This window comes from Alistipes sp. AF14-19 (assembly GCF_003461645.1).
Taxonomy (GTDB): domain Bacteria; phylum Bacteroidota; class Bacteroidia; order Bacteroidales; family Rikenellaceae; genus Alistipes; species Alistipes shahii.
The window spans coordinates 48,200-73,741 of sequence record NZ_QTXM01000007.1; the positions used below are offsets into that span (position 1 = coordinate 48,200).

Annotated in this window: 39 protein-coding genes; all 39 read right to left on the reverse strand. The window is 52.1% G+C overall.

What is annotated here, in order from left to right; translation table 11 throughout:
• Nucleotides 1-29: 29 nt before the first annotated feature.
• Nucleotides 30-449 (reverse strand): hypothetical protein, encoded by a 420-nt coding sequence (locus tag DWW03_RS07710; protein ID WP_004303935.1) that lies wholly within the window; start codon nt 447-449, stop codon nt 30-32.
• A 19-nt stretch (nt 450-468) separates the two neighbouring features.
• Nucleotides 469-789: a hypothetical protein gene (locus tag DWW03_RS07715; protein ID WP_004293666.1), complete on the reverse strand. Its 321-nt coding sequence runs from the start codon at nt 787-789 to the stop codon at nt 469-471.
• A complete protein-coding gene (locus DWW03_RS07720; protein ID WP_004293665.1) occupies nt 790-1,140 on the reverse strand; it encodes a hypothetical protein in 351 nt (116 codons plus the stop codon).
• Nucleotides 1,137-1,808 (reverse strand): hypothetical protein, encoded by a 672-nt coding sequence (locus DWW03_RS07725; protein ID WP_004293664.1) that lies wholly within the window; start codon nt 1,806-1,808, stop codon nt 1,137-1,139. Before DWW03_RS07725 ends, DWW03_RS07720 begins: the two co-directional genes overlap by 4 nt.
• A 140-nt stretch (nt 1,809-1,948) precedes the next feature.
• Nucleotides 1,949-2,821: a DpnD/PcfM family protein gene (locus DWW03_RS07730; protein WP_004293663.1), complete on the reverse strand. Its 873-nt coding sequence runs from the start codon at nt 2,819-2,821 to the stop codon at nt 1,949-1,951.
• Entirely contained in the window at nt 2,818-4,722 is a 1,905-nt protein-coding gene (locus DWW03_RS07735; protein ID WP_008143046.1) for a hypothetical protein, read from the reverse strand. Before DWW03_RS07735 ends, DWW03_RS07730 begins: the two co-directional genes overlap by 4 nt.
• Nucleotides 4,709-5,299 carry a hypothetical protein gene (locus tag DWW03_RS07740; protein ID WP_117700944.1) on the reverse strand — a complete coding sequence of 197 codons (591 nt, stop codon included), beginning with the start codon at nt 5,297-5,299 and terminating at the stop codon, nt 4,709-4,711. The genes DWW03_RS07735 and DWW03_RS07740 overlap by 14 nt, the downstream gene beginning before the upstream one ends.
• Nucleotides 5,300-5,429: 130 nt before the next feature.
• Nucleotides 5,430-6,098 carry a hypothetical protein gene (locus DWW03_RS07745; protein WP_004293660.1) on the reverse strand — a complete coding sequence of 223 codons (669 nt, stop codon included), beginning with the start codon at nt 6,096-6,098 and terminating at the stop codon, nt 5,430-5,432.
• An 81-nt stretch (nt 6,099-6,179) separates the two neighbouring features.
• Complete coding sequence (locus tag DWW03_RS07750; protein ID WP_004293659.1) at nt 6,180-6,770, reverse strand: tyrosine-type recombinase/integrase; 591 nt, start codon at nt 6,768-6,770, stop codon at nt 6,180-6,182.
• A gap of 11 nt (nt 6,771-6,781) precedes the next feature.
• The gene (locus DWW03_RS07755) at nt 6,782-7,681 is read right to left on the reverse strand and encodes a DUF932 domain-containing protein (protein WP_117700945.1); all 900 of its coding nucleotides are present in this window, start codon (nt 7,679-7,681) and stop codon (nt 6,782-6,784) included.
• Between the two features lie 69 nt (nt 7,682-7,750).
• Nucleotides 7,751-8,536: a hypothetical protein gene (locus tag DWW03_RS07760; protein ID WP_004293657.1), complete on the reverse strand. Its 786-nt coding sequence runs from the start codon at nt 8,534-8,536 to the stop codon at nt 7,751-7,753.
• On the reverse strand, nt 8,515-9,327 hold the full coding sequence (locus DWW03_RS07765) for a hypothetical protein (RefSeq protein ID WP_004293656.1): 813 nt from the start codon (nt 9,325-9,327) through the stop codon (nt 8,515-8,517). The genes DWW03_RS07760 and DWW03_RS07765 overlap by 22 nt, the downstream gene beginning before the upstream one ends.
• 21 nt (nt 9,328-9,348) lie before the next feature.
• Nucleotides 9,349-9,564 carry a hypothetical protein gene (locus tag DWW03_RS07770; RefSeq protein WP_004303944.1) on the reverse strand — a complete coding sequence of 72 codons (216 nt, stop codon included), beginning with the start codon at nt 9,562-9,564 and terminating at the stop codon, nt 9,349-9,351.
• 15 nt (nt 9,565-9,579) lie between these two features.
• On the reverse strand, nt 9,580-10,116 hold the full coding sequence (locus DWW03_RS07775) for a hypothetical protein (protein WP_004293654.1): 537 nt from the start codon (nt 10,114-10,116) through the stop codon (nt 9,580-9,582).
• A gap of 2 nt (nt 10,117-10,118) precedes the next feature.
• Nucleotides 10,119-11,141 carry a hypothetical protein gene (locus DWW03_RS07780; RefSeq protein ID WP_004293653.1) on the reverse strand — a complete coding sequence of 341 codons (1,023 nt, stop codon included), beginning with the start codon at nt 11,139-11,141 and terminating at the stop codon, nt 10,119-10,121.
• 59 nt (nt 11,142-11,200) lie between these two features.
• On the reverse strand, nt 11,201-11,410 hold the full coding sequence (locus DWW03_RS07785) for a hypothetical protein (RefSeq protein ID WP_004293652.1): 210 nt from the start codon (nt 11,408-11,410) through the stop codon (nt 11,201-11,203).
• 1 nt (nt 11,411) lies between these two features.
• The gene (locus DWW03_RS07790; protein ID WP_004293651.1) at nt 11,412-11,630 is read right to left on the reverse strand and encodes a hypothetical protein; all 219 of its coding nucleotides are present in this window, start codon (nt 11,628-11,630) and stop codon (nt 11,412-11,414) included.
• Between the two features lie 51 nt (nt 11,631-11,681).
• Nucleotides 11,682-12,029 carry a hypothetical protein gene (locus tag DWW03_RS07795; protein WP_008143041.1) on the reverse strand — a complete coding sequence of 116 codons (348 nt, stop codon included), beginning with the start codon at nt 12,027-12,029 and terminating at the stop codon, nt 11,682-11,684.
• Nucleotides 12,029-12,961, reverse strand: coding sequence for a hypothetical protein (locus tag DWW03_RS07800; RefSeq protein ID WP_008143040.1), 933 nt, complete (start codon nt 12,959-12,961; stop codon nt 12,029-12,031). The genes DWW03_RS07795 and DWW03_RS07800 overlap by 1 nt, the downstream gene beginning before the upstream one ends.
• On the reverse strand, nt 12,942-13,178 hold the full coding sequence (locus DWW03_RS07805) for a hypothetical protein (protein WP_004322721.1): 237 nt from the start codon (nt 13,176-13,178) through the stop codon (nt 12,942-12,944). Before DWW03_RS07805 ends, DWW03_RS07800 begins: the two co-directional genes overlap by 20 nt.
• Before the next feature lie 33 nt (nt 13,179-13,211).
• Nucleotides 13,212-13,796 carry a hypothetical protein gene (locus DWW03_RS07810; RefSeq protein ID WP_008143037.1) on the reverse strand — a complete coding sequence of 195 codons (585 nt, stop codon included), beginning with the start codon at nt 13,794-13,796 and terminating at the stop codon, nt 13,212-13,214.
• A gap of 11 nt (nt 13,797-13,807) precedes the next feature.
• Nucleotides 13,808-14,533 (reverse strand): hypothetical protein, encoded by a 726-nt coding sequence (locus DWW03_RS07815; RefSeq protein ID WP_008860791.1) that lies wholly within the window; start codon nt 14,531-14,533, stop codon nt 13,808-13,810.
• A gap of 13 nt (nt 14,534-14,546) precedes the next feature.
• The gene (locus DWW03_RS07820) at nt 14,547-14,834 is read right to left on the reverse strand and encodes a hypothetical protein (RefSeq protein ID WP_004322729.1); all 288 of its coding nucleotides are present in this window, start codon (nt 14,832-14,834) and stop codon (nt 14,547-14,549) included.
• A 12-nt stretch (nt 14,835-14,846) separates the two neighbouring features.
• Nucleotides 14,847-15,026 carry a hypothetical protein gene (locus tag DWW03_RS07825; protein ID WP_004322731.1) on the reverse strand — a complete coding sequence of 60 codons (180 nt, stop codon included), beginning with the start codon at nt 15,024-15,026 and terminating at the stop codon, nt 14,847-14,849.
• 362 nt (nt 15,027-15,388) lie between these two features.
• Nucleotides 15,389-16,477 carry a hypothetical protein gene (locus tag DWW03_RS07835; protein ID WP_008143029.1) on the reverse strand — a complete coding sequence of 363 codons (1,089 nt, stop codon included), beginning with the start codon at nt 16,475-16,477 and terminating at the stop codon, nt 15,389-15,391.
• Complete coding sequence (locus DWW03_RS07840; RefSeq protein ID WP_004293642.1) at nt 16,474-16,953, reverse strand: hypothetical protein; 480 nt, start codon at nt 16,951-16,953, stop codon at nt 16,474-16,476. The genes DWW03_RS07835 and DWW03_RS07840 overlap by 4 nt, the downstream gene beginning before the upstream one ends.
• An 869-nt stretch (nt 16,954-17,822) precedes the next feature.
• Nucleotides 17,823-19,085 carry an RNA-directed DNA polymerase gene (locus DWW03_RS07850; RefSeq protein WP_022048014.1) on the reverse strand — a complete coding sequence of 421 codons (1,263 nt, stop codon included), beginning with the start codon at nt 19,083-19,085 and terminating at the stop codon, nt 17,823-17,825.
• A complete protein-coding gene (locus DWW03_RS07855) occupies nt 19,078-19,746 on the reverse strand; it encodes a hypothetical protein (RefSeq protein WP_008143024.1) in 669 nt (222 codons plus the stop codon). Before DWW03_RS07855 ends, DWW03_RS07850 begins: the two co-directional genes overlap by 8 nt.
• 13 nt (nt 19,747-19,759) lie before the next feature.
• Nucleotides 19,760-20,407, reverse strand: coding sequence for a hypothetical protein (locus tag DWW03_RS07860; RefSeq protein ID WP_004293639.1), 648 nt, complete (start codon nt 20,405-20,407; stop codon nt 19,760-19,762).
• Nucleotides 20,408-20,435: 28 nt separating this feature from the next.
• The gene (locus tag DWW03_RS07865; RefSeq protein ID WP_004293638.1) at nt 20,436-20,681 is read right to left on the reverse strand and encodes a hypothetical protein; all 246 of its coding nucleotides are present in this window, start codon (nt 20,679-20,681) and stop codon (nt 20,436-20,438) included.
• 202 nt (nt 20,682-20,883) lie between these two features.
• A complete protein-coding gene (locus DWW03_RS07875; protein ID WP_004303957.1) occupies nt 20,884-21,204 on the reverse strand; it encodes a hypothetical protein in 321 nt (106 codons plus the stop codon).
• Nucleotides 21,205-21,209: 5 nt separating this feature from the next.
• On the reverse strand, nt 21,210-21,689 hold the full coding sequence (locus tag DWW03_RS07880; protein ID WP_004293635.1) for a hypothetical protein: 480 nt from the start codon (nt 21,687-21,689) through the stop codon (nt 21,210-21,212).
• 4 nt (nt 21,690-21,693) lie between these two features.
• Nucleotides 21,694-21,969: a DUF3846 domain-containing protein gene (locus DWW03_RS07885; RefSeq protein ID WP_008143017.1), complete on the reverse strand. Its 276-nt coding sequence runs from the start codon at nt 21,967-21,969 to the stop codon at nt 21,694-21,696.
• Nucleotides 21,970-21,984: 15 nt separating this feature from the next.
• Nucleotides 21,985-22,443 (reverse strand): hypothetical protein, encoded by a 459-nt coding sequence (locus DWW03_RS07890; protein ID WP_004293633.1) that lies wholly within the window; start codon nt 22,441-22,443, stop codon nt 21,985-21,987.
• On the reverse strand, nt 22,440-23,330 hold the full coding sequence (locus DWW03_RS07895; protein ID WP_008860787.1) for a hypothetical protein: 891 nt from the start codon (nt 23,328-23,330) through the stop codon (nt 22,440-22,442). Before DWW03_RS07895 ends, DWW03_RS07890 begins: the two co-directional genes overlap by 4 nt.
• A gap of 10 nt (nt 23,331-23,340) precedes the next feature.
• Complete coding sequence (locus tag DWW03_RS07900; RefSeq protein WP_004293631.1) at nt 23,341-24,438, reverse strand: hypothetical protein; 1,098 nt, start codon at nt 24,436-24,438, stop codon at nt 23,341-23,343.
• 40 nt (nt 24,439-24,478) lie between these two features.
• The gene (locus DWW03_RS07905; RefSeq protein WP_004293630.1) at nt 24,479-25,006 is read right to left on the reverse strand and encodes a hypothetical protein; all 528 of its coding nucleotides are present in this window, start codon (nt 25,004-25,006) and stop codon (nt 24,479-24,481) included.
• Nucleotides 25,007-25,011: 5 nt separating this feature from the next.
• Nucleotides 25,012-25,251, reverse strand: a complete 240-nt coding sequence (locus tag DWW03_RS07910) for a hypothetical protein (protein WP_018665667.1) — start codon at nt 25,249-25,251, stop codon at nt 25,012-25,014.
• 4 nt (nt 25,252-25,255) lie between these two features.
• The gene (locus DWW03_RS07915) at nt 25,256-25,468 is read right to left on the reverse strand and encodes a hypothetical protein (protein WP_004293628.1); all 213 of its coding nucleotides are present in this window, start codon (nt 25,466-25,468) and stop codon (nt 25,256-25,258) included.
• Nucleotides 25,469-25,542: the final 74 nt, after the last annotated feature.

A 25,542-nucleotide genomic window follows, 5' to 3' on the forward strand; every position in this document is an offset into this window, starting at 1 on the left:
TATTTCGTTTTATGGTTGTTCCTCATTCGTCAGTTCATCTCCGAAGCGTGGCCGACGAACTGGAAGATATCGGCGTATTGTTCGCTGTAGATATAGAATCCGTCCCGTTTTTCCCCGGTCTCCGCATCTATTCCGTCAGCAAGGAGATATTCCCCGTCATCCGTCAGGTAGACATCGGTAAGCTTGATACGGGGCGTGTCGTGCTTCCCGTACAAGGTTGTCGTGACGGGGAAGTTGTTGTCATCGAGTTCCTCCTCTTCTGTAAGGCCGAGTGATACGCGGCCATATTGTGCCAGGAACTCCAGCATGAATTTCAGCATGGCTTGCTCGGCCTCGTGCAGCCGTCCGTCGATAAAGGCGTACTGGGTGGCGAACAGATGCAGCTTGTCGGCGCTCATTTTGTCCGGGGCTTTGCCCGGCTCCGCATTGTCTTTCTGTATTTTATCCATATCTGTCATATTGTTGGTTTCATGTTTCCAGCGGGGTGAAGGAGACGGTCAGTATCACTTTCTCGTCACCCAGGTTGAACACTTTCAGGCAGTCGTTACTGATAGTCCTTTTCAGGATGTCTCCCCGGTATCGGGAATTGCGTACCTTGAAGGTAAAATCATCAATGAACGAGCTGATGCAATGAAGCACGTGGTCGAATTCTTCCTTACCATACCGTTCCATTTCAGGGAAGATGCCTTTCAGATGCGCCCGCAGGCTCAATATGTAGTTCGGGGTCTTGCCCGTGATTTTTCCCGAGTATGTGATTTTGTATTTCCTGTCCATGATATGCCGTTCCATTTAATCGTTACTGTCATACCAGCCCTCGATCTCATCGAAATAGCCGTTCGAGTCCCATTCTTCCAGCAAGGTGGTCGGGTACGTCCATTCAAGGCTGTAAAACAGATCCTGGCACACCTCTTCATTACCCTTGCACAGGGCGAGCAGTGAGTTATGCGTGAAACAGCCGTCACTGCTCTCCGACACACGCCAGTCCTCACGGTCTTCTGCCGCGTATTCAGGTACATAGCACACTTCATCGGGGCGGTTGAGAAAGGCATCCTCGTTCTTGTAGATGTTTCCTTCCCCTCCGTATTCCAGTTCATAGAACACACCTTCCGGCGTTTCTATCCTGTTGCCAATCTCTATCATAGCGTTACCGTTTCGTGGGTATATATAATCACCATCCGGGAGGAGAGCACCTTGTCGCGTACCGTGGGGTTGGCGATTGCCCAATCGGAATGGAAATGCATGTCCGGAATGGATGCGGTGTCCACAATATCGCCCCCGTTTTCCAGATGGAGATAATCCGGCTGATACAGGTCGCAAAGGAATTTGCCGTCCGTATCGCTGATGGCGTATATCTTGCCGTCGAGTGCGGCCGTCATCTCCTCCTCGCTGCGGTAGACCAACAGGTATTTACAGCCGGTCTTCATCTCTTCCGCAATCCGCTTATGCAGTTCTTCAGGAGATAATTCACGCAGTCTTGACACGACCGCCCCGATACTTTCCACGGCATCGTAGCTGTCCAAGACATCATGGCAGGTCGTTTCAAACTCCTCTTTCGGACGACCCGCAAAATTGATGGTACGGACTTCCTGCCCGTGCCCGCCGAGCAGGTAAAAGGGCGTACCGTTCCATTGTTCCTTTCTGACAGAGAGCGGCCGGGAGCATTCCCGTGTCTGCCGGTTCACAACGGCATACAGTTCCAGACTTTCCCCGCATTCCATACGCAGGATATGCCGGGCGAACTCCGTAAATGTCATGATTTTGATTCCTTCCCCGTTCGCCGTGAAGAAATCCTGTCTTGTCTGTTTCATAAATCCGTTTTTTTAAGAGTAGGTAATCGTTTTGTATAAGGGGTGGAATACTCACCTCGTTTTGAAAAAAAAGACCGCCGCAGCCGTAGCCGCGACGGCCCGTCATCATTATGGCATGTGATGAACAGGTTCTATTTTCGTTATTCGGCCTCGTAGTACGGTACGCCGTGCCTTACCACTGCTTTTTCCATTTCTTCCCACCAGATTTCACTATGGCGGTCATTGTCAAAATCTATGGGCTTTCTTTTACCGAGCCGCAGCCGGTCCCGTGTCTCCATTTCCGTTTCGTACACAATCTGTTCCATTTCTTCGTCCGTAACATGGTAGGTATCGAACGGCTCCGGCAGAGATTCCAACTCCCTGCGTGACAGCTCGGATTGCCCGCAGGTGAAAACCTTGTCATAGAAAGCGTCATCTTTCGGCGGCAGTTCGGGTTCCTGTTCCGGCAGCACATCCAAATAATCCGACTCGTACAGGTAGTTTTCGTCGCGCCCCTTCGTCTGCCGGTTGTTCTTGAACTCTTCCAGATCACTTTCCGTCAGGCGGAATTCCTTCTTCTTACGCCGCAGGTACTCCATCATGTTTTCGAGGGAGGAGAACGGGGCTATGAGCTCCATGGAAGAACGGTTGTGCCAGGCATCGCTCCGGTACAGCAGGTAGACCTGCGGGCGGTTCCGGGCCGCCTCCTTACGGTATTCGCCGAACTCATACAGGGCGTTGTCGAAACTTCCGAATGCCAGCCGGACTTTGTCTTCGACGGATATGGACTCCCGGCATTCCTCGAAACGGCGTTGCACGTATCCGATGAAATCCACGTCTTCCAGAGTCTCCATGACCGTGCTGTCATCAGTCGAGAGCGCGATGTCAGCTCCTGCGAAATTGTCGGCTGACAGCACGTGTTTCTCTTCATTGTATTCGTCTTCCGCCCTGCAGACGGCCAGACCGGGCGTTTCTGCCTCGATCTCCACGACCTTACGGAGCGTCTCTTCGATAGCTATCCGGTATTTTTTCATTGTATGATGTTTATTTGTTTCAGTTCACGTTTGTAGTTTCTCAATGACGGCTTGTGCCCTTTCTCCCTTACGATCTGGCGCATCTGTGCAAAGGTGTATGCCTTCTCCATGTCCAGGCCGTAGTCCGTGGCGAATGCCGTCATTCCGATATAGCAGAAGCCGAACTTCCGGTGCAGCATGTCGGCCGTATAAGGAGTCATGTCTTCCGCCAAGGTTACGGGGACAGCCATTCCCCGGATCTTGAACTTCAAGCCCTCGATAAGGGTCCCGCAGTTGTCGCTGTGGTAGGTCAGGTCCCTGCGGCGGGCGCAGTAACCGATGGTCTCACCCATGAAGGTGTTGCGGAAGATTTCCGTACGGTTCAGGTCCTTCAACTTCTCGACACCGTAATAGCAGACCGCCTGTACGGCTTTCAACGCTTTGTCCACACGGGGTTTGACAAAGCGGGGGTCGTTTTCCGCCACGATCTTTTCCAGCCACGTGCGGTGGAAGGTTCCGACAGGCACGTCGAACACCTTCTCCGGCGTGCAGTATTTTGAATCCGACCGCGTCATCATCAGATGTGCCGAGGACGGCTCGTATTGTTCTTTCAGGTAAAAGGCCAGACAGGTATTGCCGACTTTGCAGTAAGTATAGTCGTCACGGCTGTTTTTCAGCGACAGCATCGTGGTTTCCCCGCCGTAGAACTTCTCGGGCAGTCCGGTCTGTCGGCAGAACTCCGTGAGGAAATGTCCGGGGATGGCATGTGCATAACTGCGCTCCTGGTAGCACTCCTTCGCCATTTGCGGAGTGATGAACCGTTTGGCAAAGTCACAGATATGGTAATGACCGTAATCATACGCCGCCTGCGTGTTCGCGGAGCTCTGGAACTTTTTGGGCATCTGGCGGAACCAGCGGAAACTCGTCCCGTGCTCCATGCAGTAGTCGACAAATTCCCGCGTCCATACATTTTCAGGAAATTCGGGACAGTTGCCGTTTCTTCGGATGAATGCCTTGCACACTTCCACCGAGAGCAGGGATTGTTCAGTTTCCTCGTCGATATAGCAGTTCGTCTCCCGTTTGCTGTTATCGATGGCAATGACCAGTCTTTCCGGTGTCTTGAACCGCTTCGGCAACTCCCCGAACATGTAAGGGTGTTTCTCCATCAGCCGGTCCGCCAGCATGTCGTCCAGATATACCGACAACGGCTTGAAAAACTGGGGGTCTGTGATGAAGTTTTTTCCTTCGGTCGAACAGACAGCCGCATGGAGAATCTCATAGGAATAGAACCGGGCGGGAACAAGCGAGAGGTCATGTTCCGCCATCTTGCGGTAGTATGCCGCAGTCTTGAAACGGGACGGCACGACGGCATCGGTAACCGTGCTCAATATTTTCATCCCGTCGAGCATCCCGTAATAGAACTCTTGAGTCTTTACCTCAACGGGGACATATCCGAGGATAAGCCCCGTTTTCATGACGGCGTCTGTCCTGCTGTCCGTGTAATACGGGTCGTAAATATAGCTGCGCAAGGCCAGGTATGCCAGTTGCGCATCCCAAAGGCGTTCAGGTATGAAGGCGAGAATGTCGAAATCCCCGCGTCCGTTTCGGATGACCGCTTCTGCCATTTCTCGGGTAACCATTGCTTCGGGAACGGCCGTGATATTCTTCGGTTTTTTGCGCATGGCGTAGTCACAGACTGCTCCCGAACGGTACGCCTCCGGAATATTGCGCAGCTCGAAGCTGTGCCAGCTCTCCGTGCTGCCCGCGATGATTCGTTCTATACGTCCGGGTGTGAGGAAACGTCCCGGAATATGGCTCAGCACCTCTATTTCCTTGCTTTCGACGGCTGCTTCCACGATCTCTTCCGTGAACAGGTGTTCCGGCAGCCATTCTATGGCCGATACGATGTTATTGTGCCGCATACAGTTTCTTTTTAAGGTTGGACGAACGGACGATTCTCACAAGGCGGCACCCCCGGTAGACATAGAGTATCCTGGATTCCCGTTCGGCGAGTTCCTCAAGTCCCTGCCAGTGCTGCGGTGTATTTATCTTTTCGAGTCGGACATGGTTGTTCACATATACCGTGATCGGTTTCATGCTGTCATGGGAGGGCGTATCTTCGACGAAGAGCGGCTGTTCACAGTATTCTCCCTTGTCCATGACATGCCATCTGCCGTTATCGAACAGGAGGCACGTGTCCTCCATGCGGCCGAAAATGTCTGCGTTGTCCGCGATGCGTGATGCGGATTGCCGCGGTGTTTCCCGTCCGTCACGGATCTTTGAAAAACAGTGGACGGTATCGCCGGTTCCTGTCCATTTTCCATAGGGTGACGGTCCCAGTTTTTGTATGTCGCCCAGCGACAGCAGGGCATCTACCCGTCTGTCATTGGGATAGAACACCCGGAGTTTCCTCACAAGGTCTTTTGAAAGCGTCTCATGGAGCGCCTTGATGTGCCGGACACTGCCGTTCGGCAACAGTTTTCCGATTTGTATGCTCATAATAGTGCTATCTCTTGTTGTTGAAGTATAGCCGGGTCGTCCTTCTTTCGATTGACAGTCCGGCTTGAAAATTATGATTTACAGAAGTCTTCGGACTGGTATCCGGCCATGTCCGGTACGGAACCGCGTGTCATTCCGTCCTGTCGTCTTCCCGTCTTTTCATTTTCAGTTCCCTGCCGGTTGCCGTGCGGCAGAGCGGCAGTTTCCCGGAAGCGGTTTGCTTGCATCCCTCGACGAGCCGTCCTTCAGACACCATTTTCCCGTACATTTCCCTGATATAACGGTATGCCGGGGAGGTGTTCGAATAAACGGACTTCCCACGGAGTGTCTTGACACGCAGCTTTTCGACGAGTATTTCCAGCACCTGCTCCCGGCTCTTGTACAGGTTCCGGCGCTTGGTGCGGAAGGCGTCGAGAAAGACACCCCCGATAGTCATGTCATGAGTCTTGTGGTAATACGCGAGTTCTTCCTCCTCCGTCAGGTCGAGAATCTCGCCGTAAGTGTCAGTACGTAGGTACCGGAAGGTCGTTCCTTGTGCCAGAATCTTCTCGATAAGCTCCATGTGCTCTTTAAGAACAGGGCCCGATAACGATTGGGGATGACAGTACAGGCATGTCTTTCCGAGATACACCTCGGGACAACCGTCTTTGTATTTGTTTTCCTTGATGCTGAACCCTGTTTCCGTGAAAAGGCGCTTTACCTCGTCGAAGAAGCGTCCGGCTTTCTCTTCCGGCATGCGACCGCCGTCATAGCCGGACTCGACGCGGAAGTATGTGTCGATATATATCGGTGTGTCCATTTACAGTTCTGATTTTGATATGTTATATAAAGCATAGCCCGGAACCTCCCGCTCGGGTTCCGGGCATCGTTGAAAATATTCTCATAGACGTATGGAATCGAACACTTTGTCGATGTCCTCCTGCGCCAGCCCGATGTAGCGCCGGGTGGTTTCCAGGTTGGAATGGCGGAATATCTGGTTGAGCAGGATCAGGCCCTCGGCCGAGCGTCCCATCAGCTCGTAGACATAGCGCCCGAAAGTCTTGCGGAAGGTATGTGTGGAGAATGCCCTGATCGGCAGCCTGTACCTTACCTTGAATACCTTGAGCAGCCTGTTGATGTATTCCAGCGAGTAAGGTTTCCCGGTACGCGGGCTGAGAAAGATGTACTGTTCGGGGGCGGGTTGTCCGAGCATCTCGTACAGGAAACGGTTCTTCTCCTGCACGTCCCTGTTGAACTTGATCAGGCGGTTTTTCTTTGTTTTCTGCTCGATGCGGGTCATGGTGCTTTTTCCTAAGATGTCTTTCCAGCGCAGGGTCCTCACGTCGGAGGCCCTGCATGCCGTGCAGAACGACAGCCAGCAGTAGGTCTCCCACAGGTACTCGCCGTCCTTCTCAAGCCCGCGGACCAGCCTGTTATATTCCGCTATGGGCAGGTAGTCGGCTGTCGTCAGTTGTCCCTTGATTCTTGTCACGTGGCAGCCTTTTAAGATTCCGGCAACCCTTCCGAGAGCATCAGCTCGGCCAGCGCCCCGTTCTGGGGAATCATGGCCGGAATGTCCGTACGTCCGGGCTTGTAGATTTCGGTTGCCACGTTATAGATATCCCACGCCGTGAGCGTCTTCTTCTCTTCGGTGAGTTTGAGCAGGTCCTCGGTGAAGATGGAAATCTGGGACTGGTTCAGGGGATAGGTCTCCACCTTGGACGAAAGACGCTTGTCGGAACTGTCATGCGATACGCGCAATGCTGTCAGCAATCCGATGTAGGCGTACATCTCCACCGGGGTAATTACTTTCGCTTTCAGGCGGCGGATGCGTTCCCTGTCCTCGTTCATCTGTACCTCGAAGTTCGAGAGCCACTCGTCTACACGACCGAAAAGCTCTTCGGTGGTGACTTTGTCTTTCCCGTAGTTCGACACACTGCGTTCGGGGGAGAGGATGCACTGGTTGTGGCACACCCTGACGCACGGGCCGATGGCCGCCTGGATGCCGTCCTGATGGAAGGCGATGACAAGCGTCGTGGTCAGCTCGTCCGTTTCCCATTCCTTAATGCGGATGGTCGTATAAACGCGGCGCAGGATATGCGCCTCGACGGCCATCGCCCCGTACTTTTGTTCCACCTGGGGCAGGACGACCACGCCGGGCTGTGCCTTGTTCTTGTTCTGGGCGGCGAAGATTTCCTCCACCTCGTAATTCAGGTTGTGTTTCTGGCAGATGTCCGCCATGCGCTCTATCACCTCGTAATGGTAGATTCCCTTGAGCGGGTTGCCATAGATGTCATTTTCCTTGTGTGTGCGCCGGAGCGTGTCGAGCGTCATCACCTCGACGTTGTTGTTCTGGAAATCGAACTGCACGGGGGCGACCGTTGTTGCTAATGCTGTTGCCATAATGATTGATATTAAAAAAGTTATACAATAAGAAAGGCGGTGAACCGTTGTCCATCGCCTTTCCGGAATTCATTTTGCGGTTTCAGGCAGGTAACGCCTGCATATCAGGTCCGTGATACTCGGGTAATACACGTTGCCATAAGTTCCGTATGGTCCGAAACGGGCAAGGAAGCGGAAGTAAAAATCTACCGGACGCCGGTAGCTCGTCTGTATTTTGGTTTTCAGCAGGCGGTAGGCGTACTCGTCAGAATTTTCCACCTTGACCTTGCGTCCGTTGAAATAATAGTTTCCCTCCTTATCTGAAGAAAACGATACCTCTTCCTTTGCCGGACGCTCGCCGGCAACGACCCTGAAGAAGTCCTCCAGGGAGCGGCAATCCTGGTATTCTACCGGAATCGTGTCGCCCTCTCGCAGTTTCACGTCCAGTTTGTCAAGCAGTGTCTTGATGGCGGGCGTGTAGATATTTTCGGATTGGAAGCATCTTGTATCCCGCCAGTATTTCTCGAAAAGAGAGCCGGTTTCAAGGAGTAGGAACAGGGTTTCACGCGCTGTCTGCGGTTTATCGGCCAGATATGGAATATACTCGGTCACCAGTATGGAAAGTGAAAGATACTCCTCCGGTTGCAGTTCGCTCTTCTGGTGCAGGTTACAGTGCCTCTCGAGCAGGGAGTCGATGTCGGCTTCCCGCAAGCTTTCGTCCGTCCATACCAGGCAACCTTCTTTCTTGCAGGCGGGACATTTATCCGCTCCATACGGCAGGAGCATCACCTTGCCGCAATCGGAACAGGTGACCAGGTCGCCTCGTTCCGTATAAACATCTACCGTTTCCATTCTCAATCCTCCGCGTAAGGCCATTCAAGGCAGCAGTCATTGCATACGGCCACGCCCTCGTCACTCAGAATGTCAATATCTGTGCCCCCACATTCGGGGCATACCGGTACCTTTTTCTTGTCCATTCGTCGCTCTGCCGCTTCTTCCGTCAGAAGCAGCGGCACCCAGTATGCCGATGTGCCGAAATCCCGTATCCCGTTTTCATCCTGTATGGGTTCACAACCTTTCGTTCCCATGTATTTCTGGGAGTCCGGCCAACACACGGCACGGTAACACTTGTCCCGTTCGGGAGATTTGCCGGTATGGCGTATATAGTCTTCCTCGGGCACGTAAAGCGCCCCGTTCTCCCCGCTTCCCCATGCCGGATAACCGGTTCCTTCTTCCTCGAAAGGAGCACTTTCCTCGGGAAATTCCACGAGTGCATATAACTTGTCATCCCATGCCAGGGAACACTCGCCGCAGTGGAACCGACTTTCGTGAATATCATAACGGATATTTTCCGAATTGCATTTCGGACAGATAATGTCTTTTGTTTTTACTTTCGGGAAACTCAGGATTTCTCCGGCAATGATTTCCATGCTGGGCCAGAACAACTGTTCGCAGTAATCGTCGGCCATCTTTTCCGCCAGATTCTGCATGTCGTCATCGCTGATCTTTTCCACATCGAAACCTTGTCCTTCCAGGTCATCGCGGTGGACGGACGTGATAGGGAAATACCCGGCGTTCAGCTCCCGGATAAATTGTCTTTCCTCTTCTGTCGGTTCGGGTAAGTTGTTGAAATATTCCCTGAGCCGTTGATAAAGTTCTCTTACCATAATTATATTCCTGTTTTTAATCTAATATCCACCAGTCGAGGACCAGTAGTTCCGGTCCATGATTTTTTCAAGTTCGAGGTCGGAACGTTCTTTCCAGAGGTCGAAGTCATCAAGCAGCTCCGTTCCGTCCTCCAGAGAAAGCACAGTATCCTCATTGTCAAACAGATAGTCTTGTATGTCATATCCGGACGGATAACGGTTTTCCCGGATGATTTCTTCTGCAATTTCCTTGTCCATTCGGTTGCCATTTTTTCAGTTCGCCGGTATTGTAACCGGATTCATTTGTTTTGTCTTTTCCTTGTAAAACCTGTCGATGGCAAGGAAGTAGTCCTCCGCATCCCAATCAGTGCCCGCATGCTCAGTCTCGAATTCTTCCGCCCACTGGACGATCTCGGCATTGACGGCACGGGAGTCCCTGTCCTCCCACAGGTTGTCCGCCCCAGCATTGTAGGCAAGGTCCACGACAGCCTCCTGCAACTTGTTGTAGCCGTTACACTCTCTACCGTTGGAACGCAGCCATAAGTCCACGTCGACGGCATCCTCTTCCGTCGTCCCATTGTGCAGGCACAGGCACTGCCCGTTGCCGTTATGGCATACGAGGACCGGCCGTTTGGTGTCGGGGCATATCCGTACCAGCAGCTCATTGGCGGCAAGTGTTTCCGTATCATGCCCATTGAGCATTGCAGGAAGCGCCTGGCTGACCAGACTCAGGATTTCCTGTTCCTCCTTTGTCCCGGACGGCTTGGAAGCCAACAGGTTCTGTATGCGTTTAAGAAGATTGTAAATCATAATCAGCAGTCATTATGTTCTTTCCAGATTTTACGTTTCTCGTCATAGCCCTTGTTTTCCCACCATTCATTGCAGGTTTCGGCAAACCCCTGATGGTTGTCTCCGGCCGGACACTTGTCCTGACGGCAACCCGTGATCTGTTCCATTTGATTTGCGTCCAACGAGTTCCACCATTCCTCCATGCGTTCTTTGAACTCTTTTAAAGTACAGAATGGCTGATGGTCCTCGCATTCGTCGCACCAGTTATCATAGCGGTCTATACCCGTGGTACCGATGAATGTACGGGCATTCGGATCCACCCATGCCTGGGTCTGTATATTGTCTGAACCGCACCCCTCGCATACGACAATCTCGTCGTCATTGACATCAGCGGAGATGAACCCGTGTTCTTCCAGCCAGTGGGCAATCTCAAGCAATCCCTCGGTCTGTACCTGTCCGATGGGCTCATCGAAATCCTCGCCGGCTTCGCCGTTGAGCGTGCAGAGCAGTTTGCCGTTCCCGTCGATGAAAAGTTCATAAACGGTCGCACTTTCATAACCGCCGTATCCGTAAAAAGCGGAATTGTGGACCACCACTATCGGGGAGGTTTCATACTCCGCTGATTCCGCCTCCCGGTAATGTACGCCGCAGTTGCGGTAGAACGTGCCGATGATGTTGTTCTCCTTCTTCACGGCGTCGCGGATTTTCTCCATAAGTGATCTTCTGATGGAGATGATACTGAGGTGCGCATAATCCTTACGGAGACGTCTGTACACTTCCTGCTCGAAGTTGCCTCGAACAGAGTCGAAAGGGGATACGCCGGCGTTCTCCCGGATATATTTGTCCTCGTTAAAGTTGTAGCGCCGGCAGACAATATTCTTGACGCGGCGGAATTCCTCTCCGGCAAATTTGAGGATACTGTTCTCGCCTAGCGAAGTCGGAAAATAGCAGCGGGGCATGTGCACTGTCATTTCACGGTAAAGTGTGTCATCGTCTTCCGGAAAGGTTCTGTCTGTTTCCGGCTTTGTAGGTTTTTCCTGTTCCATGTTGCTTGTTTTTTATCTGTAGTTGAACAATTTCCGGTTTGCCGCCCGTTGCATGGCGGTCACCATATTCTTATGTCATAATCTTTAAAATAGTATTCCAACTCTTTTAATCCTTCCAAAGAGTGCAGCTCGTTCTTTCCGGTCACTTCGATGTCGACGGATACTGCATTTTCATCTTTGATGTTTACTTTGGCATTGTCAAATACGCATCTTACATATTCTGCAATGCATGAGGCAGGCAGGTCGTTTTTTACAATATTAAGTACCATATTATTTATTGTTCATTAAATGTTTGCTACGTCCATAAACCGGGCACCGCTTGCGGTATCTGCATTCGCCCCGGGCCGCGTCGGTATGCGCCCGGTGCCATTCATCCCAGCTCTTCACTCCATTGTCTGTAAGGAATATGATCAGTTGCATGCAGCAGAAACCGCGTTCCTCACGTTTCCGGTCATGAAGGTTGGCCAGCCCGTTATCTTTAGGTTTCATACAGGTTTGATGTTACGGCAGGTTTGCTCGAAACGCCTTCATGGCATATCATTAAAACCATGAGACATGCACATAGGCATCGCTTTGGTCACTGCCGTTGATTAGACAATCGAGTACTTCGATAAACTTTTCCCGGTCCATCCCGACCTTTGCCAGGCAGGAATAAAATTCTTCGGCATTCTGCCGGAAGGTTTCATCCTGTTCTGAGATATGTTTTCTTAGCTGCTGCAGACCCGAACGGGCTATTTCGAAGTCATCGGTATAGGCGTCTTCTGCGGAGTTATCAACTTCGAACATTGTCAGGATATCATAAAAGATATCCTGACCGTCCCCGCCATACATACCCGGATATTTGTATTCGATTTGCCAAACTCTGGCTACATGTAGTTTTCTGGCCATTATCTTTTCATTTTTCGGATTTGTTGTCTTATGCAGTGCAGCATCAATTCGATACCACGGATGCTTTCCTCATTCTCTTTCAGTTTGTAATAGTAGGCGTTCGCTTCGTCGTAGTCTTCCCGTGCCTTGCGCAATCTGCATTCCTTGGCGTCACGGACCTGTTCATGGGACAGGTCGTAACCGATGAACTCGTCCATGAAACAGGAAACCGTACGCCCGTAATAGTGGTCCGTGCGGGTTTCCACCGCAGTACGGATGATGTCGTCGCACCGCCTTCCGAGTGTCCGGAGTACGTCGCTGATATGCCGGTCATGGTACTCGTAACCGAAGAAACGGGTATACCACTCGTGTTCCTGCCGGTTTGTCTTCCCCGCGTAATACTCGTACCATTGGGCGTCGCACTTGGTGTGCCTCTGGGTAACCTTGAATATGGCATACTCTTCACCGATCCATGTAAAACGTGAGAGTATCTCACTCGCTTCTTCCTCATAGTAGCTATCCCGCCAATTCAATTCTTCGGTCTGGCTGAGCGGGAGGAATGACTGTTTGGTGATCCACTGCCCGAAACCTTTGTGCGTGACATGCGGAAGCACTTTCACGACCTTGCTCCATGCCTCGTTGCAGGCTTCATCCAGTGAAGGGAAACTTTCAGGAAAGCGTTCCCTGTCCGTTCCGTCTCGCAACACCTCGTTCCAATCTTTGTCGCAGACAATGAGGGTGAGGTCCTCCCTCACATGGCAGTCGCGTTCGCAATAGCCGTAGGGAGCATCGCAGAGCGTGTACCACTCCTTCGGTCCATAACCGTCGTCACGTCCCAGATAGCGTCTGGGCTTCCCCTTCTCTGTCTGCACCTCCCATACTTCCGTGCAGTTTCCACGGTCGATATGGTGCAGGCGTACCCTGATTTCCTTGTTATCTCGTTTTTCTTCCATGTCGTTCATTTTTAGTATGGCCTGTCTTTTTCTTTTCGAGAATCCGGTAGATTTCTTCAAGGTCATGCTCATTGTCTATCGGTTGCCCGTATTCCGTATCCACGATGACCACCCTGGCATTGGCCAGGTGACATCCTGCTATCGTCTTGTCATAGTCGCTCCATTCAGGATTGATTTCTGTTACCGTGTCAAATTCAAGTCCGTATGATGTCTTCATTGTATTTCCAGTTATTATGCGTATTTTTCTATTTTATGCTGCCGCTTTGTTCTGCCCGTCGATAATATGCCTGCATTCGGCTTCCAGTTCTTTCATACATTCCGTACCATAGAATCCCCAACAACTGTCCAGTTCATTGTCATCGTCACTTTCCGGCATGATGCGATACCCGAAAACTTCCCCGGTATAGTAGTTGTCAAGGGTACTGATTTCGTCTTGCAGGTATCCCTCGATCCGCTTCCTGCGTTTCGCGGTGATGTTCTTCCACCCGTATTCCCGGCGCACCTTGTCCAACGGTACCGCGATGATTCCGAAAAATCCGGAATCCCACGGGCAGCTGAACGGCGAGGTGGATATTGTAATGCCGCCATGGTCGTAGAGGTAGACCGGCAGGGCGATATATTCCTTCAGGAACGATTCCCGGAAATTTCCGATATGCCCTTCAAAAACCTTGTCGATATCGAAGTGGTCATCAAACTCCTTCTCCGGGCGGTAGCGACGATGTGCCGTATAAAGCGTACCGAGATTGTCATACGCTTCACGCGGGCTTCGGGCGTCATCATCATAATAGATGTTGATGCGATACCCGTTATATTTGATTTGATTATATAGATTCATTTGCCTGGGTATTATGTTTTGTTACAAAGTCTTACAAATTGTTCCGTAATCTCGTCCCGCTCGAACTCGTCGCAGTTCAGGTCGAAGAATATACCCGAAGCCGCGAGCATGTCACGGGCTTCTCCGTAGGTAAGGTCGTTCCTGTGCCTGTATCTGTCCACCATATCCCGATGTTCGGCTTCCGCCCGGTCGTGCAGCCTCATTTTATACTGCCTGTACCATGCGGGGAACTGTTCCTTGGAAACCATATGTTCCAGCTGCAAGTCCCGGTATCTTCCCGGTGCCAGCAGGATGTGGCTGTCAATGTAGGACTTCGCCTCGGCTATGATTCCCTCCCTGGTGAAGGGACGGTGGGAGCGTGCCGTGAAATGCACCCATCCACCATGCAACGGGTGTTCGATTTCAATCTGCACACCCTGCCTCCTGACATGTACCACGATATAGGCGGTCTGGCCGGGGAACATATCGTCCTTGAGGCTCACTTCCCGGCAGGCCGGCGGGTCAACATGGATGTAGTGGTCCTGCCTTGCGCCCTCGAGGAACCTTTCAAGCTGCCGCATCGACTGGCAGTAGATGAATGTCCCCACGCGGCACTGGCCTCGGCGGATGTCGCCGTAATAGTACTTTCTTGCCCTTGCTCCGGTAATGCGGGACTCGTCCGATGCCTCGAAATAGCTCCGGTAGGTATCGTCCGTACGGCAGAAATCATATATTTCCTGAAAAGTCCTTGTTTTCATTTGTTACTCCTTTTTATGTATTGTCTTCTTCCGGCGGGGGAAATTCCCCCGTCCTGTAAAATATCTCTCCGAGACGGTCAGCCTGTTCCGCCAGACCTCTCTTCCGGACAGCCGACACGGCATCGCATGCGGCCTTTTCGTACATGCCCAGCAGTACCGCCTCGGGCAGGCGTTTCGTCCGCCACACCTCCTGTGCGGTGGCGAGCATCTCCACCTCGCAGCCCAGATGGGCGGCTGTGAGGATAATGACGGCATTGCCGATAAAGTTCGGTATGCGTTCTTCCTGTTGTTCTCCTTTCATTGTTCCGTGCCTTTAATCCGTTTCGAACTCGTCTTCATAGACCTCGATCTCCTTCCCGCTCTCGCAGATGCGTACCAGCCAGGTGTATTGGAGCCGTTCCAACAGCTCTATACGGCGATAGCCCTTGTAGGGCACTTTCAGCGTTGCAATGTCTCCCGGTTTCATGTCAGGCGGGTATTTCAAACTGGACATGGAAATGGAATTCGCTTATCAGGCTGCAGATCTGCGGTACTGATTTAGGATCCTCCCCGTAAGGGTAGAAGATGGTCCGGCAACGTGTCAGGCATCGGATACCCTGTTTTCGTAACCGGTACAGCAGGTAGGCCCTGCGTCGTAGTTGTTTCTTGCTCATCGTATAAAGGATTATGTCGTTTTGATTAGAATAGCGGTGTGGTCGTCAAACAGGGGCATCTCTTTACGTTTTCGATGTAATGCCTCCATTGAAAGATGCTCATCTTGTGTTAACAGGGATGAGCATCATTTCAATGGAGGGAGTACTAATTTATTCTGACCCGCCACACCGTGCCGCCTACCGGGCGGATGGAGATGACGGCCTATTTCTTACGCCATGCCGCCATCTTCTTTTTGATGTTGATATTGTTGTCCGCCAGCATTTTTTTCAGGACTGCCAGCAACCGCCAGCCTTCTCCGTTTTTATACTCTTCCGCCTTGGCTGACAGGAACGCCAGTGACTGGTACTTGTCCAGACGCCGACCCCGGTCATTGACAGCCGTGCAACCGTGGAAACGAATCAGGTTCTGCATGGTAAAGAACGCCCCGGCTCCCTTATAGGCATCCATCCATGCCTTGCTTTGAGGAGTGCCCCATGGCAGCCGGATACGACGGTCATTGAACTGTCTGACCGCGTTGTAAAGCTGTGTGGCGTCCAACGCGTGCCTGATGTGGGTTATCGCGATGGAAAGCGGGTAGTACAGTTTGGATTGCAGGTCCTCCACGAAAATATTACGGCCGTGTATACGCTTGTAGGGAACTCCCTTGCATTTTCTTGTTTCCAGGTTGCCCACGTGTTTTTTCAGCGCGTTGACATAGTCGCTCGCGATGGCCAAAACCACATCACGGTTGAACCAGCGGTTTCTCTCGGCAAAACCCGTGATGTCCTTGTGTTCCATCTTCATCTGGGCGTGCAGCTCGTTCAAGAGCATTTTCCACTGGTAATCATAGCCTTTCCGGTGAATCATCTCGGTCACCCCTGCCGGCTCTTTTTCACGGTAATGCGTGTATGACATCATATGGAACATTTGTGCCATGACCCACCGGCGGAAGAGTCGGTTGTTGGGAACGGTACCCTGTGCCATGATGCTGCCGAATATCGGGTCGTTGTCATCCAGGATGGTAAGTTTCCCGTCTTTGTTGGAGGCGATATACTCGCCGCCCTCGGCTCCCTGCATGGCGAACAGGCAGCTCACGTCCACACCGGCACCGCGGAGTGCCTCGATACGCTCCCGCGCCCCTTTGGGAAGTCCGGCGGGAGAATTATGGCCGGCCACCACCGGATAGACGGTGCCCAAATCCGAATTCTTGCCGATAACGGTGCCCGTGGCGGCAAATTCCTTGTCCGCGATGGCGAATTCCGTGCCGCATCCGGGGCACAGGACTTTTGTTTCTTGTTTCTTTCTGCTCATTGTGAATTTGTTAATAGTTGATTACTTCCGGGTTCCACCCATTTTCTGAGTATCACCAGGTCCTTGTCTTTTTCGCTTTGCCAGAACCATTTGCCCATCGTTTCGGGATTCCATGTGAACCCGCCTATAATCCGGCAGAGGATATAGAATTCCAGCTCGAATTGCGCGGTATCCCGGTGTTGCCCGTACAGCATGTCCCCGTCCTCGAGGTCACTTTCGGGCAATGCCATGAAATACCGGCGGGACTTGCTCTGGCTGCGCTCCGATGGTATCGAATGTTTATAGCGGCGGTACAGCTCCTCCACATCCGTGAAAAAATCCCCGCAGCCGTACTCCGGCAACCACGGAGCGCCATCATACCTGCCGTTCCGTATCATGTGTCTCCCGTTTACTTTTAAACTTCTGGACTGGAAATCAATCCGGAAATTTGCGCCGTTCTCTATGGCGGTGACGGTTTCTCGGTAAATATCTTCCATTTTCTCACCTGTTTACAATAAATGGCACTCAAACCCCTGGCGCGTATCTTTATAGTCCTGATAAATACAGTAGGACTTCGGTCCTGAACCAGGTAGTTGCCTGGCTCAGGACCAAGCTTGAATACTGTATCTTGAATTTGGGTCCCTCGTGCATATGCGGTCGCGCTACCTTCTGTTCAGGGGACTCATCCGGACGGCACATCCCTTTAAAAACCTGATACGGGCCGCGAGTACAGCTGGAACCTGTGTCATCTGTCGTGTTAGCAGGAGATGACACAGGCTCCAGCCGTGTGAATTGCGGCTCTGTTGAAATCCCGGCCTTGCCCCCTTTGCCCTGTGCTGTTCTTTTTGCGGTTCCCGGAATGCCGGCACGTTCCTTTACAGGTCCGATGTCTGCTGTGGCGGAAGCCGGAATGGCGCCGTCGTATAACGTTAGGGATACGACGGCGCGAGACGGGCTTATCGGGGACAGCAGGCTGAATCCATTCCCCCGAACCGCACGTTCCCGTGCTGGAAAAGACTGAAAGTTCTCATAATACCGGCACATGGCTTTATGCTTCCGATGTATCCCGCGTATGGGTCTTCTGCGGAGTCCGAAGGCGACGGTCAGCCGCCTTCAGACTCGGAAAGAAGACGTTGGTACGCGGGATGCCCAAACCTATTCCTTGAACTTTCCCGGTGTGCTCCGGTAACGGGTGCGGGACAGACGGCACATGACTTTAATTTCCCGATACATTACAGGCGCAGCCAGAATCGAGATGGGATTAACCGGGTGTTAGACCGGTTAATCTCGATATGGATTCTGGTTATAAGCCTGTAACGTTGAATAGCCTGCCCGTCCACCCGTTCTGCCGTGTGCCCGGCGTAACTTATAGCGATGCCACCAGCGTGTTGTACACCGCCCGGCTGGTCAGAAGGGCGTTACGCATGCAGCCGACAGTCAGGTAACCCGGTATGTCCCGGTCTGTTTTATCGCGGTTGGCCTTCACGTTGCGTCCCCGTCCCCGGACGATGCAGCCATCCGGTTTGGTTCGGACATATCCCAGACCGCCGATCTTGCACCTGCCCGTCTGAATGGCTCTAAAGCAGTCCATCACGAACTTGTTCAGCTCGTTGAGGTCACTCTTCACATTACAGACCGGCAATACCTGTATCGCCCAGCTGAACTCGCCCTTGTACAGGTAACGGTTCACGGCGTCCACGGCTTTTACCAGTGTCGTGTCCCGGCAGCGGATTGTCCGCCGCTCGATCTCGTGCTGGAAGGTCTTGATGCGTGATGACGAGAGCGAGACCATGCCGCCCTTGATACTGAATCCTAAGAACTTGAACCAGACATCGGCTGCCAGGTATTCCACTTTCTTGGGATTTAGCTTCATGGATTTATCTTCCAGGCGTTTTTGGAGTGTGTCCATCGCTTTTTCATAATCCTTGCCGATAAAAAGCATATCGTCGGAATACCGGACGTAGTAGCCGTTCATTTGTGACAGTTCCCTGTCTAGGTCGTAGAGCAGTACATCCGCCAGCCAGCTAGCCACAGCACAACCCTGTTTCAAGGATTGATACTTGCTTTGCAACCGGTTATCTTCATCGAAATAGAGGTCCGAGTGGTAATATTTCCTAAGTACGTCTATCAGGGCAGACTGGCCGTGTTTGGCCTCCACCTTGTCGAACGCCTCGTCGATGAACCGTATCGGAACACTGTCGAAGTATTTGGAAAGGTCGGACTTCCAGCCCAGACAGCCGCTATTGCCGGTTTCTGTCATCCGGTGGCTGACTTCCGTAACTACCTTGCCGCACCCTATACCGGTCTGGTAGGACTTGCACGAAGAGTGCAGCATCTCCGGCATCAACTCGAAGAGCAGGTCGTTGGCGATACCCAGTACTACGCGGTCCATCGGCTCGTTTACGTACACTGTGCGGAACTCACCGTTGTCCTTGGGTATCTGCGCCGTGTGGGGAGGGGAAATCTCGTACTTTCCCCGGCGCATGGCATAGGCCATCGCCATACGGGTATGCTCGTCGGTCAGCCGAATAAGTTGGTCTTTCCTAATGTCTTTCAGCACGCCTTTTTCAATGGCCTTCGTCCACCGGCCTATGTCGAAGAACATTTGCAATATCTTATCTTCATTCATAGCACTCAAAACTTTTTTGGGAAAGGATAAAATTCAGTATGTCCATGCCGGATTCTACGTCACATTCCTGCTCGTACTCCTCGCCCGTGTAGTAACTGTAACCCATGATGAAGATTTTCCCGTCTTTCCGGAGCGACGCGTTCGTGATGACCAGTTCCACGGGGTCACGGTCCACAACATGGAGATAGGTCGAGGATTGTTCACCGTTGTCATCAAGGCTGCCGCCACACTCGGAAAGCAGCTCCACGGACAGGGCGTAACATTTTTCATTCAGGGCTTTCTCCGCCACGTGATGGTTGTTCATCTCTTCCGTAAGTGTTCGGATGCGGTCACCGCGTCTCTGCTCGGGAACCGGTTCGAAAGCGGTTTCGAACATCCAGACAGGCATCCATTTATGGAAGACGGCGGGTCCCAAGCGGCATATGTAAACTTCATCGTTCTCTTTCTCCGTCTCCGGGATATCCATTCCCGAGGCTCGTGCTGCCGCTACGCTCATGCGCTCGAAACCGCCGAGGCAGGAAGGTGCCGACTTCAAACGGTAGGGACGGATGTTTCCTACAGGGACACCCATTGACATAAGTAGCATCCCCTTAAAAGTGTCGGTAACGGGAGTGGTTTGCTGTTTGTTCATTCTTTTATTCATTTTCTGGTCTTTGTACATACATTATGATTTCTCACGCATCCTCCGCAAGGGCCACAAGCCGCTCTTCCGGCAGCAGGAACTCCTCGTCCGTGAAGTAATAGCAGATTTTCCGGTCCACGGCCTCCGCCTCGTCCGATATGGGTGCGCCGTCTTTGCCGACCAGCACGTCTTGCAGACCCGTTACAGAGACCAAGGTTTTGTATTCCCCGCCCGTTCCACGGAACAGCGTCAGTTCCCTGACAAAATATTCCCTGTCATTCCATGTGATAATCTCAAACATTTCCTCCACTTCCGGGAACAGCCGGCACAGGACCGGAAACAGTTTGCAGGCATCGCTCCGGAGCATCAGGAAGACACATTCCATCAGGCATAGTCCGGCATCTTTGAGCATGGGCAGCAATACGTCCGTGCCTGCTCCGTTTGCCTCTGCCACTATCAGGGCTTTCCAGTATCCTTCCTGGAATGAGTCCGTCCAAGGGATGAGTTCGGCTGCCCTGACGGAATAGGAAACCGCGATTTCTTCCGGATTGTCCTCGTCCGTGGAAATCAGTCCTATTTTCGTGTCATCTTCGACAGGCTCCTTTACCGGCAGGCAGACTTTCATTTTCCGGAACGTGTCCGTGTCCTCGTCCGCCCAGTTGACAAAGCCGCCGAATCTTATAAAATCATATCTGCTCATTTGTCATTATTGTTTATTGTTATTTACCTTACAATTCTTCCGGTTCTCCATCGTTGATACTCCGGTAGAAACGGTCTCCGTCCGCCCACTTCTTGGCGGTGATAGCCAGCTCGAAAGCTTCCTCTATGGAAAGGCCGTCGGCGGGAAGGGCATCAAGGAGTTCTCCCATGCATACGTCATTCTCGCGATACTCTTTCTGCACCTTTCCGAGTGTCATTCTGCCCTTGTCCGTCTTTTTACGCCACAAAAGCATCTGTTGTATCCAATTTTTCATGCGATTCTTTTATTAAAGGAAATCCTTGGCATAACTGCGGGCTTCATTGAAAGTGTTGAAGCCGATTCCACTCATGCAAGAGATTGCCCAGTATCTTAATTTCCTGCTTTCGGCACGGGCAAGATAGATTTGCCCGATACAAATCCCGTCTTTGAGAATGTCATGCCGCTTGTCTTTTGTAATCCGTACCATGTTCCGACATTCACTTGTCCATTTTCCAAAATCCGTAATCGGACCCGTCACCGAGATGAGCACCGAAATAGTACCCCTCCGGTGAGTAACTATCGAGCGTGTCGAACAGCGATTCCAGCAATCCCGCCGCGTCATCGCTGTTCCACCAGTCTGCTTCTTTGTCCTCCATGGCATGGGCGGGGATGGCATTCATCACCTGCACGTATTCCGGTGTGTCACGGATAACGTCCAAGAACGCCGGAATCAGGTCCTGCGTGCGCATCGTGCCGTGGGAGATACTCTCTCCCGGCACGGCATGGAGGCGGTTTTGTGTCCTCTCGTCTATGAACATGGCATTTAGATAAAGGGCAGACGGGTATCTTCCAGCATGGAGGCCAGCATTTGACACATCTCGTATGAAGCACGGTTGCGGTCGTCAATGCAGCGTGAATCACGCCCTGCCATAGCGGTAATGGAAGCCTTTACCGTTCTGAAGAATGTCTGTTCCAGTGTCTTGTGGAAATAAGGAAGAGCCTGGGCGAAACGTTCGGACTTGAATCCCAAATCGTTCATGGCGTATTCCAGCTGTTTGGCCGCCTTGTACTCGCGGCTGTTCTCCAGGCTTTCCGGAATATCACCGAACTGTGCGGTCCGGAGCTGGCGTTCCAGTTCGATGACGGCCACCGAAAGCAACAGCTTGATGGCTTCCGGGTTGCCGATACCGTGTTTCTGCCCGTCAGCGGTATGGAACTCGATCAGGTTTACACTGTTATTCTCTTGTAATTCTTTGTAGCATGCGAGGGTCTTGCTGAGCGCTTTTGCTTTCTCTTTATCCATAATTTTATCTGATTTGATTGTTATTGCACACAAGTACGTCCCCAACGATGAAGTCTTTCGACGCCGGGTGATGAGCACGGAATATCCTGCTCGCTTCAAGATTGAGGGACAGAGGGATAAGTTTGCCTTCCTCGTTGACGACCATTGTCGTGCTCCCGTCCAGTTCCACCAGTTCGATGTAGCCGCCGACAATCGCCTGCATCTCCTCCAGCGTGAAGTCTGAGCCATTGGCTGGCTGCACGGGTTGGCGTGTTCCGTCCGTTTTGATGATTTCTGTCATAGTTGCTTTGAAATTTTAAGATTCATGACTCGCCAGTATATCCAAAATCTGTTGCAAAGGGAATTTTTCAGTCCAGAATCGCTCGTCGGTATGTTTGCCGTACGCCCGGTATCTGGCTTCCCCGTTTGCAAATACCGCCAAGATATGGCTGACCAGCACATTGTCCGGCGGAACCAACCTTTCCAGTTCCGTTTCGGTCAGTTCCACGAAGCACCAGTTATTGTCTTCCGGCAAGTCCTCGCTGCCCAGTATCCCGTCCTCGTCCGGCTGGTAAAAACCAACCGATATGTCATAAAAGTTCAAAGACTGGAAACTGATGTCATCCTTGAATGGCTTGACGGCTTCCAGCCTGCCGGACTGTGTCTGTCTCCACTCTTTTGACAGGTACACGATTGCAAAGTCGCAGCAATCCCATGCACTGTCAGTTCCTGCCTTGAGCAGGAGGTATGGGGTAGGTTCATTTGAGATTTTCATCGTATTTCCCTCCTTTTATGCCACGCGTGATACCGTTTCACGGTGCGTAGCTGGTTAATGATATGGCCAAAAAGCTCGCGTGAATAGATGCGGTAATGGAACACAGCCGAATACTCGCATACATTGCCGTGAAAGTCCACGTGGGAGCGGTCATCCGCAAAGTCGAACAAGTCGCCCTGGATTTCCAGCGTGTATTTGTTCTTCCGTAGCCAGTCAAAAAACTCGAAGATGTCCTTCTTTTGGGAGTAGAAAGTGCAGTATTCGTAGCGGTTTCCGCGCAGGTTCCTCAGCAATGCCGCCATCTCGTTCCGTTCCCGGCGGTCGCCAAATTCGGATCCCGTCCGAGTGGCGAGGTTCTTCAGGAAATATATTTTACCTCCATACTCGAAATAGTACGGTATGTAGGTGACCGTCTTTTTGTACCAATTGACATATTTGACAAAGGAAGCCTTCTTGACGATGGCGGGATGCAGGTTTACTTTCTCCATGTGTTCCCGAATCTGGCGGTAGATTTCCGCATTGGAAAGACGTATGGGACGTTCCGCCCGGAAATACCTGCCGTCCGACTCGAAACAGAGCGCGTACAGGTTTCGGTAATACGGTTCCCCGACAAAGAACCAGTCGCTCTGCATGCGGGCCGGAGGCAGGCATTCCAGCAGTTCGTAATAACGTTCCTCCGTAATTTCATGGAAGGGCTTGCAAAGTGCCCGGGTATAACGCTTCACAAGCAGTGTCATGCGTACCGGTGATACAGCGACCAGGTACGGGTTCTTCTCCCTTTCGCGCAGTGCTTCCAGCGTCTCGCCGCCGTAGTCGCTGTGCATGTCATCCGACATCGACGTGAGGCATGTCCCGTCGAAATAACGTGAATCGATGATGTATCTCATGGGCACTGGATTAAATGGTTATTTTCAACACCTGACCGGCGGCATATTCGGCATTGCGGGTGAGCTGGCGCTGCCATGCCTGGTTGCGTGGCGCCCACTTGAAAGCGTTACGCTTCAAGGTTGTACGCATATCGGTATCGGGTATTTTGTCGAAGAGGATTTGCAGGCGGTCTTCTTCGAAGTTGTAGACCACCTTGCCGCCATCGAACGGAATCTCACGATTTTCACGGCTTGCCCGTTCCTGCTGCTTTTCCCGCACCTTGCGGACGAGTTCGGGATACTTGAAGATTGAATGGCGTGCCGTGACGACAGGTTTCTTGACTTTGTCGTTCCACTCTCGCAGACGAGCGACGGCACGGTCGATGATTTCCACGTTGCCATGGTTGACATAGGTGGAGAGTCGCCCGGCGAGGTTGCTGACGAAGAGAGCCCGGCTATAGCCTCGTGCCGTACCCGTATCGATACCGTGAATGGTCGAGGCGGCATCGTCGATAAAGGCTTTGACCTTCTGCCACTCCTCCTCGAGACGCTGTTCTTCGGGCTTGGCCGCTTCGGTAGCCTTGCGAATCGCTTCGAGTGCACGTTCTCGCCATTCCCGGAACGCCGTGACGCTCTTGGCGTGGCTGTTGCAGGCCTTTTCGTTGCGGCCCGTGTTGAAGCGTGCAGGTCCCGTAATCATCGCGCTGGCACAACGGCTGTTGGCGGCGATCATGGCAGAGAAATAGCGTTTGTAGTTTTCCATGTAACGTTCCCGCTGCTGCTCGGGCATCGACTGCAAATCCTCGTGCAGTTCCTTTTCGTGCGAGGCGATGTCTGACTCACCCCGCTCGTCGGGTGAGAAGGAGGTGAGGTTGTAGGAGCTGCACGCCTGCTTGAAATATTCTTCCAGATAGCCCGGGTGCGCCACTTCCACAACTTCCCAGTCCTTGAAGTCCGCCGGGGCGAGGATTTCTTCCTTGCCCGGATTCCCTACAAGATGGGAATAGCTGCAATACCCGTGTCTCTTTCCCCTGAAAAGAAACGCTACCGGTTCGCTTTCCGGGGCATCCACACGCCGCACCATGGTCACACGATGGGCATTTTCCTTTGTCAATAATGTTGTTTCCATACCTTTCTTCTTGATTTCGTTATTTGATTGTTTCCGATTTTTATTGTTGCTTCATCCGGGCGGCATGGTCCATTACAGAGGCGAACCCCACCTCGATACCTATCTGGTATCCGCCCTTGATAGTCGATTCCAGCTCCGCCTCGCTTTCGATCAGGGATTCCGAATCATCGGCATAAAGCCTGTACAGGGAGAATACGTCTGCCTCCCATAGCTTCCGGGCATTTTCCGCCGATACAAGCAGCCACACGAAACCGTCCTCACGGGTTACCTTGACGGCGGCTTCGCTATGGCTCAGAGTCCGCCACTCCTTGATGTCCAGTGCCACCCTCCACACGATATACATCAGCGCATCGTGGCGGCTTTTAATATCAGGGGAATCGCACAGGCGGCTGGCCACATCTTTGAGTGTCCGGAAAGAGTCCGCCATGAACTGCTCCACGACATACGGCTTTTCGGCAATGGCGGAACAGGCATCGTCCGCCCTGCCTGATTCCGGAACGGTCTGAATATCCTCCTCTTCAAGGAAGATTTCACGGTGCAGGTAGTCCAAGTAGTAATATGATTTCATTCCGCTTATTCTTTGGGGGTGAAAGTGATTCTCGTGTGCCCGTCATAACCGAAGGACGATTTCAGGCCGAAGGCTTCGGCATCACTGCTGATGCAGCAGATGTCCCAAATCTCCAACCCTCCGGCGCAGGTTATGACGGTATTGTTTTCAGATATTTGCGGCGACTTGTCTTTCAATGCAGCCCCGCCGCAGATGCCGCGTAGAATAACACCACGCTGGTGGGTAGTAAGTTCTTTCGTTTCCATAGACCTAATCTTTTGCTTTTACACCGAACATGTTCTCCATTGTACTGGCGAGGGCTTCCTTGAAACCGTCGCTTACGCCCCAGTATTCAAGTAACCCGTTGCCGATGACCTGCATCTGTTTGTCGGTGGGCATATCGCCATCATACCCGTATTCCTTGAGCAGGGCACGGCTGATGATGACACCTTTTATCTCGTTGATTCTATGTTCCTCTCCCATAGCCGTTAATACATCTTTACCCGCAGACCAGATATCTGCTTTCTCGTTATTTCTGTCATTTTCTTTATCCGTTT

Bases quoted from the DNA above. Each gene is read 5' to 3' on its own strand.
- DWW03_RS07710 (WP_004303935.1), bottom strand. From the start codon at position 449: ATGGATAAAATACAGAAAGACAATGCGGAGCCGGGCAAAGCCCCGGAC.
- DWW03_RS07715 (WP_004293666.1), bottom strand. From the start codon at position 789: ATGGAACGGCATATCATGGACAGGAAATACAAAATCACATACTCGGGA.
- DWW03_RS07720 (WP_004293665.1), bottom strand. From the start codon at position 1,140: ATGATAGAGATTGGCAACAGGATAGAAACGCCGGAAGGTGTGTTCTAT.
- DWW03_RS07725 (WP_004293664.1), bottom strand. From the start codon at position 1,808: ATGAAACAGACAAGACAGGATTTCTTCACGGCGAACGGGGAAGGAATC.
- DWW03_RS07730 (WP_004293663.1), bottom strand. From the start codon at position 2,821: ATGAAAAAATACCGGATAGCTATCGAAGAGACGCTCCGTAAGGTCGTG.
- DWW03_RS07735 (WP_008143046.1), bottom strand. From the start codon at position 4,722: ATGCGGCACAATAACATCGTATCGGCCATAGAATGGCTGCCGGAACAC.
- DWW03_RS07740 (WP_117700944.1), bottom strand. From the start codon at position 5,299: ATGAGCATACAAATCGGAAAACTGTTGCCGAACGGCAGTGTCCGGCAC.
- DWW03_RS07745 (WP_004293660.1), bottom strand. From the start codon at position 6,098: ATGGACACACCGATATATATCGACACATACTTCCGCGTCGAGTCCGGC.
- DWW03_RS07755 (WP_117700945.1), bottom strand. From the start codon at position 7,681: ATGGCAACAGCATTAGCAACAACGGTCGCCCCCGTGCAGTTCGATTTC.
- DWW03_RS07760 (WP_004293657.1), bottom strand. From the start codon at position 8,536: ATGGCCTTACGCGGAGGATTGAGAATGGAAACGGTAGATGTTTATACG.
- DWW03_RS07765 (WP_004293656.1), bottom strand. From the start codon at position 9,327: ATGGTAAGAGAACTTTATCAACGGCTCAGGGAATATTTCAACAACTTA.
- DWW03_RS07770 (WP_004303944.1), bottom strand. From the start codon at position 9,564: ATGGACAAGGAAATTGCAGAAGAAATCATCCGGGAAAACCGTTATCCG.
- DWW03_RS07775 (WP_004293654.1), bottom strand. From the start codon at position 10,116: ATGATTTACAATCTTCTTAAACGCATACAGAACCTGTTGGCTTCCAAG.
- DWW03_RS07780 (WP_004293653.1), bottom strand. From the start codon at position 11,141: ATGGAACAGGAAAAACCTACAAAGCCGGAAACAGACAGAACCTTTCCG.
- DWW03_RS07785 (WP_004293652.1), bottom strand. From the start codon at position 11,410: ATGGTACTTAATATTGTAAAAAACGACCTGCCTGCCTCATGCATTGCA.
- DWW03_RS07790 (WP_004293651.1), bottom strand. From the start codon at position 11,630: ATGAAACCTAAAGATAACGGGCTGGCCAACCTTCATGACCGGAAACGT.
- DWW03_RS07795 (WP_008143041.1), bottom strand. From the start codon at position 12,029: ATGGCCAGAAAACTACATGTAGCCAGAGTTTGGCAAATCGAATACAAA.
- DWW03_RS07800 (WP_008143040.1), bottom strand. From the start codon at position 12,961: ATGGAAGAAAAACGAGATAACAAGGAAATCAGGGTACGCCTGCACCAT.
- DWW03_RS07805 (WP_004322721.1), bottom strand. From the start codon at position 13,178: ATGAAGACATCATACGGACTTGAATTTGACACGGTAACAGAAATCAAT.
- DWW03_RS07810 (WP_008143037.1), bottom strand. From the start codon at position 13,796: ATGAATCTATATAATCAAATCAAATATAACGGGTATCGCATCAACATC.
- DWW03_RS07815 (WP_008860791.1), bottom strand. From the start codon at position 14,533: ATGAAAACAAGGACTTTTCAGGAAATATATGATTTCTGCCGTACGGAC.
- DWW03_RS07820 (WP_004322729.1), bottom strand. From the start codon at position 14,834: ATGAAAGGAGAACAACAGGAAGAACGCATACCGAACTTTATCGGCAAT.
- DWW03_RS07825 (WP_004322731.1), bottom strand. From the start codon at position 15,026: ATGTCCAGTTTGAAATACCCGCCTGACATGAAACCGGGAGACATTGCA.
- DWW03_RS07835 (WP_008143029.1), bottom strand. From the start codon at position 16,477: ATGAGCAGAAAGAAACAAGAAACAAAAGTCCTGTGCCCCGGATGCGGC.
- DWW03_RS07840 (WP_004293642.1), bottom strand. From the start codon at position 16,953: ATGGAAGATATTTACCGAGAAACCGTCACCGCCATAGAGAACGGCGCA.
- DWW03_RS07850 (WP_022048014.1), bottom strand. From the start codon at position 19,085: ATGAATGAAGATAAGATATTGCAAATGTTCTTCGACATAGGCCGGTGG.
- DWW03_RS07855 (WP_008143024.1), bottom strand. From the start codon at position 19,746: ATGTACAAAGACCAGAAAATGAATAAAAGAATGAACAAACAGCAAACC.
- DWW03_RS07860 (WP_004293639.1), bottom strand. From the start codon at position 20,407: ATGAGCAGATATGATTTTATAAGATTCGGCGGCTTTGTCAACTGGGCG.
- DWW03_RS07865 (WP_004293638.1), bottom strand. From the start codon at position 20,681: ATGAAAAATTGGATACAACAGATGCTTTTGTGGCGTAAAAAGACGGAC.
- DWW03_RS07875 (WP_004303957.1), bottom strand. From the start codon at position 21,204: ATGTTCATAGACGAGAGGACACAAAACCGCCTCCATGCCGTGCCGGGA.
- DWW03_RS07880 (WP_004293635.1), bottom strand. From the start codon at position 21,689: ATGGATAAAGAGAAAGCAAAAGCGCTCAGCAAGACCCTCGCATGCTAC.
- DWW03_RS07885 (WP_008143017.1), bottom strand. From the start codon at position 21,969: ATGACAGAAATCATCAAAACGGACGGAACACGCCAACCCGTGCAGCCA.
- DWW03_RS07890 (WP_004293633.1), bottom strand. From the start codon at position 22,443: ATGAAAATCTCAAATGAACCTACCCCATACCTCCTGCTCAAGGCAGGA.
- DWW03_RS07895 (WP_008860787.1), bottom strand. From the start codon at position 23,330: ATGAGATACATCATCGATTCACGTTATTTCGACGGGACATGCCTCACG.
- DWW03_RS07900 (WP_004293631.1), bottom strand. From the start codon at position 24,438: ATGGAAACAACATTATTGACAAAGGAAAATGCCCATCGTGTGACCATG.
- DWW03_RS07905 (WP_004293630.1), bottom strand. From the start codon at position 25,006: ATGAAATCATATTACTACTTGGACTACCTGCACCGTGAAATCTTCCTT.
- DWW03_RS07910 (WP_018665667.1), bottom strand. From the start codon at position 25,251: ATGGAAACGAAAGAACTTACTACCCACCAGCGTGGTGTTATTCTACGC.
- DWW03_RS07915 (WP_004293628.1), bottom strand. From the start codon at position 25,468: ATGGGAGAGGAACATAGAATCAACGAGATAAAAGGTGTCATCATCAGC.